Origin of the sequence: Stenotrophomonas sp. A3_2 (genome assembly GCF_036624925.1) — a bacterium.
Classification (GTDB): Bacteria; Pseudomonadota; Gammaproteobacteria; order Xanthomonadales; family Xanthomonadaceae; genus Stenotrophomonas; species Stenotrophomonas hibiscicola.
This window is the reverse complement of sequence record NZ_JAZKVY010000033.1, coordinates 1-8,267: the sequence shown is the minus strand read 5'-3', so window position 1 is coordinate 8,267 and position 8,267 is coordinate 1. Positions and strand designations below refer to the sequence as shown.

The 8,267-nt window shown below is 66.4% G+C and carries 11 protein-coding genes; 10 read left to right on the top strand and 1 reads right to left on the bottom strand.

The genetic code is table 11. The features are described 5' to 3' along the window. Nucleotides 1-146: 146 nt before the first annotated feature. On the bottom strand, nucleotides 147-1,022 hold the full coding sequence (locus R5H29_RS00205) for a folate-binding protein (RefSeq protein ID WP_332328538.1): 876 nt from the start codon (nucleotides 1,020-1,022) through the stop codon (nucleotides 147-149). A gap of 39 nt (nucleotides 1,023-1,061) precedes the next feature. Between R5H29_RS00205 and R5H29_RS00200 the strand changes: the two genes are divergently transcribed. From R5H29_RS00200 to R5H29_RS00155, 10 genes are all read left to right on the top strand, one after another. Next, complete coding sequence (locus R5H29_RS00200) at nucleotides 1,062-1,232, top strand: DUF1674 domain-containing protein (protein ID WP_005409075.1); 171 nt, start codon at nucleotides 1,062-1,064, stop codon at nucleotides 1,230-1,232. A gap of 56 nt (nucleotides 1,233-1,288) precedes the next feature. Beyond that, nucleotides 1,289-1,681 (top strand): succinate dehydrogenase, cytochrome b556 subunit, encoded by a 393-nt coding sequence (gene sdhC / locus R5H29_RS00195; RefSeq protein WP_005416132.1) that lies wholly within the window; start codon nucleotides 1,289-1,291, stop codon nucleotides 1,679-1,681. Continuing rightward, entirely contained in the window at nucleotides 1,678-2,064 is a 387-nt protein-coding gene (gene sdhD, locus R5H29_RS00190; protein ID WP_005409077.1) for a succinate dehydrogenase, hydrophobic membrane anchor protein, read from the top strand. Before sdhC ends, sdhD begins: the two co-directional genes overlap by 4 nt. Nucleotides 2,065-2,095: 31 nt before the next feature. After that, nucleotides 2,096-3,886 carry a succinate dehydrogenase flavoprotein subunit gene (sdhA, locus tag R5H29_RS00185; RefSeq protein ID WP_332328537.1) on the top strand — a complete coding sequence of 597 codons (1,791 nt, stop codon included), beginning with the start codon at nucleotides 2,096-2,098 and terminating at the stop codon, nucleotides 3,884-3,886. A gap of 66 nt (nucleotides 3,887-3,952) precedes the next feature. Beyond that, nucleotides 3,953-4,738 (top strand): succinate dehydrogenase iron-sulfur subunit, encoded by a 786-nt coding sequence (locus R5H29_RS00180; protein WP_005409079.1) that lies wholly within the window; start codon nucleotides 3,953-3,955, stop codon nucleotides 4,736-4,738. Between the two features lie 98 nt (nucleotides 4,739-4,836). Next, nucleotides 4,837-5,085 (top strand): succinate dehydrogenase assembly factor 2, encoded by a 249-nt coding sequence (locus R5H29_RS00175; protein ID WP_019661201.1) that lies wholly within the window; start codon nucleotides 4,837-4,839, stop codon nucleotides 5,083-5,085. Beyond that, on the top strand, nucleotides 5,036-5,485 hold the full coding sequence (locus tag R5H29_RS00170) for a hypothetical protein (RefSeq protein ID WP_021202023.1): 450 nt from the start codon (nucleotides 5,036-5,038) through the stop codon (nucleotides 5,483-5,485). The genes R5H29_RS00175 and R5H29_RS00170 overlap by 50 nt, the downstream gene beginning before the upstream one ends. A 23-nt stretch (nucleotides 5,486-5,508) precedes the next feature. Further along, nucleotides 5,509-6,750: a lipoprotein-releasing ABC transporter permease subunit gene (locus R5H29_RS00165; protein WP_019661203.1), complete on the top strand. Its 1,242-nt coding sequence runs from the start codon at nucleotides 5,509-5,511 to the stop codon at nucleotides 6,748-6,750. Beyond that, complete coding sequence (lolD, locus tag R5H29_RS00160) at nucleotides 6,743-7,456, top strand: lipoprotein-releasing ABC transporter ATP-binding protein LolD (RefSeq protein WP_111098759.1); 714 nt, start codon at nucleotides 6,743-6,745, stop codon at nucleotides 7,454-7,456. The genes R5H29_RS00165 and lolD overlap by 8 nt, the downstream gene beginning before the upstream one ends. 188 nt (nucleotides 7,457-7,644) lie before the next feature. Then, the gene (locus R5H29_RS00155; protein ID WP_021202024.1) at nucleotides 7,645-8,094 is read left to right on the top strand and encodes a DUF6491 family protein; all 450 of its coding nucleotides are present in this window, start codon (nucleotides 7,645-7,647) and stop codon (nucleotides 8,092-8,094) included. Nucleotides 8,095-8,267 lie beyond the last annotated feature (173 nt).

Genomic DNA, 8,267 nt, shown 5'->3' with positions numbered 1-8,267 from the left:
CCGCTGGCCGGCAACCTCAACCCTGCATGGTTGCCGGCCAGCGGCCGGCACTACCATTCCTTCACCGAAGGCGTGCGGACCAACGGTCCGCACCCACCGGGTCGGTCAGTAGATCCACGCCATGCGTGGATGAGGGCGCGTCAGATTCAGCGCGCCAATCCATCCAGCAGCGGCACGCGCTGCGCAATGGCATCACCCACCTGCAGCTCGGCGTCGCCAGCCTCCAGTGGCAGCACCGCCAGCGCCAGCTCGCCGGCCACGCTGCCGATTGTGCCCAGCGTCGCGGCGTCCTGCTGCACGCCATCGCCGGCCTGTGCGGGTGCCGCGGTATGCAGCAGCTGCACCGCGCGCTTGGCCTTGCCGAGGAAATGGGTGCGGGCGACGATTTCCTGGCCGGGGTAGCAGCCCTTCTTCACGCTGTAGCCATTCAGGCGGTCCAGGCCCAGCTGCTGCGGGGTCCACACTTCGCGCTGGCTCTCTTCCAGCCGTGGCAGGCCGTAGCGCAGGTCGGCCTGGCGCCAGGCCAGGGCAAAAGCAGTCTCATCGGCTTCAGAACTGGCGGCGAACGCTTCGGCGCTGCCGATGCGCAGGGTGCGCGGCAGTGCATCGCTGCCTAGGTCCAGCTCCCAACCCTCATCTGCGGCCTGCGCAATCGCCGCGCCGCTGGCGGCCTCGGGCGCGGTGAAGGCGCCGGCCGCTGCCAGATCGCTGCGTCCCTGCACCTTCACCTTGCGACGGAACACGAAGCGCTGCAGTTGCGACGCAATCGCATCGGCATCGCCGTCGGCCAGCACCAGCATCACGTGATCGTCGGCCAGCCGGAGCAGCTGGAACACCGCCAGAGTGCGGCCCTTGGCACTCAGCCAGGCACTCCACTGCCAGTGCAACAGGGGCAGGGCGGTGACATCGCTGCTGAACTGGGCGTGGGCGAAGGCGGCCGCATCCGGGCCCTGCAGGCTCAGCAGCTGGTGGCCGGGCAGGCGCGGATATCCGACGAAAGCAGGGGGCAGGTTGTCAGGCACGTGAACGAGGTCTAAAATTTGTGCGTTGCGAGACCGAACATGATAGGCCAAACAACCCCCACTCCCGACGACGAATCTGAAGCCCCGCTGGTCCCTGCGGCACCCGTGCCCGTGGAGCAGGAAAAGGCAGAGGAATTCGGCGGCCGCGGCGGACTTGATCCGGTGCGGTATGGCGATTGGGAGAAAAACGGACGCTGCATCGATTTCTGATCAGCATTGAGCCAACGCGGCCGCGTGCCGCCCAGCCGAGACAACGAGCCCAGCGAATGGCGACCAGACAACGCCCACTTTCCCCGCACCTTCAGGTGTATCGCTGGCAGATTCAGATGGCCACCTCGATCCTGCATCGAGCCACCGGCATCTTTCTGTCTGTTGGTGCCCTCATCATCGCTGCCGGCCTGCTGGCCCTGATGATGGGGCCCGAGTCCTGGAACTGCTTCACCGGCCATGCCGGGGCCTGGTATGGCCGCGTGTTCCTGTTCGCGTGGACATGGTCGTTCGCCTATCACCTGTGCAATGGCATCCGCCACGTGGTGCAGGACTTTGCCATCGGCTTCAGCATCCCGGCCTTCATCCGCAGCAGCTGGCTGTCGGTCATCGGCAGCCTGGTGATCACCCTGCTGGTGTGGGCCTATGTGATGTTCGGAGGTGCCGCGTGAGCAAGTTCCGTACCCCGTTGAAGAACGTGCGCGGCCTGGGCTCGGCCAAGACCGGCACCGAGCACTTCGTGCACCAGCGCCTGACCGCCGCCGCACTGGTGGTGCTGGGCATCTGGTTCCTGGTCTTCGTGCTGGGCCTGCTCGGCTCGGACTACGCGACCGCCGCCGCCGCCGTGGCCAAGCCGTGGAACGCGGTGCCGCTGATCGGCCTGCTGATCGCCATGTTCTGGCACGCGCAGCTCGGCATGCAGGTCGTGCTGGAAGACTACATCCACGAATCGCTGCTGGCCCTGGTGCTGCAGACCGCGGTGAAGTTCGTCGCCGTGCTCGGCATGATCGTCAGTGTGTTTGCGGTGGGCCGCATCGCCCTCGGCGTTGCCTGAGCCCAGGCACCTACACAGGAATCCAGATTAGATGTCCGCTTACAAGATCACCGAACACAAGTACGACATGGTCGTGGTCGGCGCCGGCGGTGCCGGCCTGCGCGCCACGTTCGGCCTGGCCGCCAAGGGCCTGCAGACCGTGTGCCTGACCAAGGTCTTCCCGACCCGTTCGCACACCGTTGCCGCCCAGGGCGGTATTTCGGCCGCACTCGGCAACATGGGCGAGGACGACTGGCGCTACCACTTCTTCGACACCATCAAGGGGTCGGACTGGCTGGGTGACCAGGACGCCATCGAGTACATGTGCCGTGAGGCCATCCCGGCCATCATCGAACTTGAACACTACGGCGTGCCGTTCTCGCGCACCGCCGAAGGCAAGATCTACCAGCGTCCGTTCGGTGGCATGACCACCAAGTACGGCGAAGGCCCGGCGGCGCAGCGTACCTGCGCGGCGGCCGACCGTACCGGCCACGCGATGCTGCACACCCTGTACCAGCAGTCGCTGAAGCACGATGCGCGCTTCATGATCGAGTACTTCGCGCTCGACCTGATCTTCGACGACGAAGGCGCCTGCCGCGGCGTGCTGGCCCTGGACATGTCCGATGGCACGCTGCACCTGTTCCGCGCCCAGGGCGTGGTGCTGGCCACCGGCGGCTACGGCCGTGCCTACTTCAGCGCCACCTCGGCGCACACCTGCACCGGCGACGGTGGCGGCCTGGCCATGCGTGCCGGCATCGCCATGCAGGACATGGAGTTCGTGCAGTTCCACCCGACCGGCATCTACGGCGCCGGCTGCCTGATCACCGAGGGTGTCCGCGGTGAAGGCGGCATCCTGCGCAACAGCAGCGGCGAGCGCTTCATGGAGCGCTATGCACCGCACTATAAGGATCTGGCCTCGCGCGACGTGGTCAGCCGTTCGATGACCATCGAGATCCGCGAAGGCCGCGGCGTCGGCGAGCACAAGGATCACATCCTGCTCGACCTGACCCACCTCGGCCCGGGCGTGATCGACGAGAAGCTGCCGGGCATCGCCGAGAGCGCCCGCATCTTCGCCGGCGTCGACGTGCACAAGCAGCCGATCCCGGTCATTCCGACCGTGCACTACAACATGGGCGGCATCCCGACCAACTACCACGGTGAAGTGGTGCAGAAGGTCGGCGACAACGACAACGCCGTTGTGCCGGGCCTGTACGCCATCGGCGAAGCGGCCTGCGTCTCCGTGCACGGCGCCAACCGCCTGGGCTCGAACTCGCTGCTCGACCTGGTGGTGTTCGGCCGTGCGGTGGCCAACCGCTGCGCCGAGACCATCAAGCCGGGCGCCGCGCACAAGCCGCTGCCGACCGATGCCTGCGACAAGGCGCTGGGCCTGCTGGACAAGCTGCGCCACGCCAACGGCGATACCCCGACCTCGGTCATCCGCGACCGCATGCAGCGCACCATGCAGGCCGACGCGGCGGTCTTCCGCACCAGCCAGACGCTGAAGGAAGGCTGCGAGAAGATGGACAAGATCTTCGACTCGTTCCAGGACGTGAAGGTCTCCGACCGTTCGCTGGTCTGGAACTCGGACCTGATCGAGACCTACGAGCTGAACAACCTGCTGCTCAACGCGGTGGCGACGATCAACTCGGCCGAACAGCGCAAGGAAAGCCGTGGTGCGCATGCGCACGAGGACTATCCGGACCGCGACGACGTCAACTGGCAGAAGCACACCCTGGTCAGCGTCGACGAGAAGGGCAAGTGCAGCTTCGACTACCGTCCGGTGCACATGTACACGTTGACCGACGACGTGTCCGTGGTGCCGCCGAAGCCGCGCGTGTACTGATCCGACCCCGCCTACCATGCAATCCGCGCCCACGGGCGCGGGCCGCCTGAGCCAACGAGAGCAGCCATGGCCGAGTTTTCACTCCCCAAGAATTCCAAGATCACGAAGGGCAAGCACTTCCCCGTCAAGAACGGCGGCAAGAATGTGCGCACCTTCAAGATCTACCGCTGGAGTCCGGACGACGACAGCAACCCGCGCACCGATACCTATGAGGTCGATCTGGATGCCTGTGGCCCGATGGTCCTGGACGCCCTGATCAAGATCAAGAACGAGATCGACCCGACCCTGACCTTCCGCCGCTCGTGCCGCGAAGGCATCTGTGGTTCGTGCGCGATGAACATCGACGGCACCAACACCCTGGCCTGCACCCGAGCCATCTCGGACTGCGGCAAGAAGGAAGTGCCGATCTACCCGTTGCCGCACATGAACGTGGTCAAGGATCTGGTTCCGGACCTGACCCACTTCTACGCGCAGTATGCGTCGATCAAGCCGTGGATCCGTACCCAGACCCCGGCACCGCCGGACCGCGAGCGCCTGCAGTCGCCGGAAGACCGCAAGAAGCTGGACGGCCTGTACGAGTGCATCCTGTGCGCCTGCTGCTCGACCAGCTGCCCGAGCTACTGGTGGAACGGCGAGCGTTACCTGGGCCCGGCAATCCTGCTGCAGGCCTACCGCTGGATCATCGACTCGCGCGATGAGGACACCGGTGCGCGCCTGGACGATCTGGAAGATCCGTTCAAGCTGTACCGCTGCCACACCATCATGAACTGCGCCCGCACCTGCCCGAAGGGCCTGAACCCGGCGCTGGCGATCGCCGAGATCAAGAAGCTGATGATGGAACGCCGCGCCTGATCAGGCCTGGCTGTACCCGGTAGAGCCACGCCATGCGTGGCTGCACCACCTCAGTAGAGCCACGCCATGCGTGGCTTTGCTGTATCTGGAGAAGCACGATGGAAGAAGACGTTCTGCTGAAGAAGCTGCGCTGGCGCTGCCGCCGCGGCATGCGTGAGCTGGATCAGCTGTTCGAGCGCTATCTCGACCACGAATGGCGCACTGCGCCGACCGAAGAGCGCGAGGTTTTCCTGTTCCTGCTCGACTGCGAGGACGATAAGTTGTGGCGCTGGTTCATGGGCTACGAGGCCTGTCCGCATGCGCACGCGATCCCCCTCATGCAGAAGATCCTCACCCTCAAGCCTTGAGTGGCGCCCTTCGAGGCTGCAGGCCGCCGCTCAGTTGGCGGTGCTGCTGGCCGCACCCTGGCTGTTGCGCGCCTCGGATCTGCCTGCGCGGCTGCTGATGCCCGCGCTGCTGCTGGCCTGGGGCGTCGGCTTGGCCGAACTGGCCTGGCGCCAGCGCAGGCCACGCGTACAGGTGCTTCTTGCGCCGCTTCCCGAACCACTGCAGGTGGCCGGGCAGGACGTTGATACGCCACGGCTGGTGGTGCGTGGCCCATGGCTGTTGTTGCTGTGGTGTGAGGATCGGCGCCGCCGGCGCCTGCTGTTCTGGCCCGATGTGCTCGATTCCGGGCAGCGACGTGAACTGCGACTGGCCGTGGCCGCACGCGGCGTTTCCCGTCGGCCCCGGTCAATGGCACCATAAGCTGAATTGACTGGCGTGCCTGCATGTTCAAACCCATTCCCGTGGCGATCGGCCTGCGCTACCTGCGTGCCAAGCGCCGCAACGGCTTCATTTCCTTCATCTCGATGGCATCGATCCTGGGCATCGCGCTCGGCGTTACGGTGCTGATCACCACCTTGGCCGTCATGAGCGGTTTCCAGAAGGAAATCCGCAGCCGCCTGCTGCAGATGACCGCGCACACCACCATCAGCCGCGACGGCGAACCGATGCCGGACTGGATGCGGGTGGTCGACGTGGCCAGGAAGGACCCGCGTGTGGCCGGCGCCGCACCGTACATCGAGATCCAGTCGATGATCAGCGGCCCGCGCGTGCAGGGCGCGATCATCCAGGGCATCGATCCGGCGCTGGAGCCGAACGTCTCGGTGATCGACAAGAAGATCACCAAGGGCAGCTATGACAGCCTCAAGCCGGGCAGCTTCAACCTGCTGCTGGGCAAGGAGCTGGCGATCTGGCTGGGCGTGGACGTTGGTGACCAGGTGCTGGTGACCTTTGCCGAAGTGCAGGGCACGCCGGCCGGCGCGGTGCCGCGGATGAAACGCTTCACCGTCAGTGGCCTCTTCGAGGCCGGCTATAACGAGGTCGATCGCGGCGTCGGCTTCGCCAACATGCAGGACCTGGAGCGCGTGCTGCGCAGCGACGGTGCCACCGGCGTGCGCCTGAAACTGCACGACATGGACCGCTCGCTGGAGGTGGGCGTGGATCTTGCGCAGAACCTCGGTGGCGCCTACCGCGTAAGCGACTGGACCCAGCAGAATGCCAACCTCTACCACTCACTGCGCATGGAAAAGGTGGTGATGGGCATCCTGCTGTCGCTGATCATCGCCATGGGTGCGTTCAACCTGGTGTCTTCGCAGGTGATGCTGGTGACCGACAAGCAGGCCGACATCGCCATCCTGCGCACCCTCGGCCTGACCCCGGGTGGCGTGATGCAGGTGTTCATGGTGCAGGGTTCGCTGATCGGCATCTTCGGTACGCTGGCTGGCCTGATCGGCGGCATCACCCTGACCCTCAACCTGGAACGCATCCTCGGCGCCATCGAGAGCGTGTTCAACGTCAAGCTGCTGCCGGAGGATGTGTACTACATCACCGGCCTGCCGACCGACATGCAGACGGGCGACGTGGTGGCGATCACCGTGGTCGCGCTGCTGATGAGCTTCCTGGCCACCCTGTATCCCGCCTGGCGGGCAGCACGCACCCAGCCGGCGGAGGCCCTGCGTTATGAATAAGGTCTTCAACCGCGGCGACGAAGTGATCCGTGCCGAAGCACTGGGCAAGACCTACGCTGAAGGGCGCATGCAGACCCCGGTGTTCGATGGGCTGGACCTGACCGTGACCGCCGGCGAAACGGTGGCGATCATCGGTGCCTCCGGCGCCGGCAAGAGCACGCTGTTGCACCTGCTGGGTGGCCTGGACATTCCCACTGCCGGTGAGGTCTATGTGACCGGCCAGCGCATGTCGGCGCTGTCGGATACCGCGCGCGGTCTGCTGCGCAACCAGGCGCTGGGCTTCGTCTACCAGTTCCATCACCTGCTGCCGGAGTTCACCGCGCTGGAAAACGTGATGATGCCGGTACTGCTGGCTGGCACTGCGGTAGCAGAAGCGAGCGGCCGGGCCACCACGCTGCTGGAAGCGGTCGGCCTCGGCCATCGCCTGGATCACAAGCCGGGCGAGCTGTCTGGTGGTGAGCGGCAGCGTGCTGCGGTGGCGCGGGCACTGGTCAATCACCCGGCCTGCGTGCTGGGCGACGAGCCTACCGGCAACCTGGATGACCGCACGGCGGCAACGGTGTTCGAGCTGATGCTTGAACTCAACCGCGCGCGCCATACCAGCCTGGTGCTGGTGACCCATGACCGCAGCCTGGCGCGTCGCCTGGACCGGGTGCTGGAACTGCGGGAAGGGCGCCTGCACGCACTGGCCCACGCCGACGTCTGAGGCGCTGGGCCCGCTTTGGTGGAAGCCGACCTGGGTCGGCTGCTCCTTCAGGGCAAGCGCCAAGCAAGGTTGGCGTCTACCGTGGTCCGGCCAGCAGCCGCCGACCGGCGGCTGAATGGGCTGCCGGTCGTCGCGCCAGCGTTGCGAGCCCGGGCGCATGATGGCGACAGTTCCCCGAGGAGATCGCCATGAAGACCCCGATCCTGCTGGCCGGCCTCTGCCTCGCCCTGGTCGCCTGCGCGACCACCGGCCGGCTCAGCAGCGCCGAGAAGCTTGACCTTTACCGCGCCCACGCCGGTGCGCCGCAGAGCGACATGCAGTTCTTCGGCACCCTCAATGGCTGGACCGAACTGGGCGACAGCGCACTGGCGGTCTGGACGCGCCCGAGCGAGGCCTACCTGCTGGAGCTGAGAGGCCCCTGCCAGGACCTGCCGTATGCCACCGCCATCGGCCTGACCAGCCAGATGAATCGTGTTTCGGCGCGCTTCGACAAGGTGCTGGTGCGCGACCCTACCGGTGGCCCGCGCATGCCGTGCTTCATCGACAGCATCCGCAAGCTGGATGTGAAGGCGCTGCGCGCGTCCGAGCAGGAGCTGCGCCAGGCGCAGGTGCAGGAGCGCGAGGAATCCGGGAAATAAACGGGTAGCGGCGGGGCAAGGCCGGCGGCTGGCGGGTCGCCGGGCCTTGGCCCGCGGGCCCCGCCCGGGCCGCCCGCCACCCCCGGGGCTGGCCCCCCCGCTACCCGTTTATTTCCCGGATTCCTCGCGCTCCTGCACCTGCGCCTGGCGCAGCTCCTGCTCGGACGCGCGCA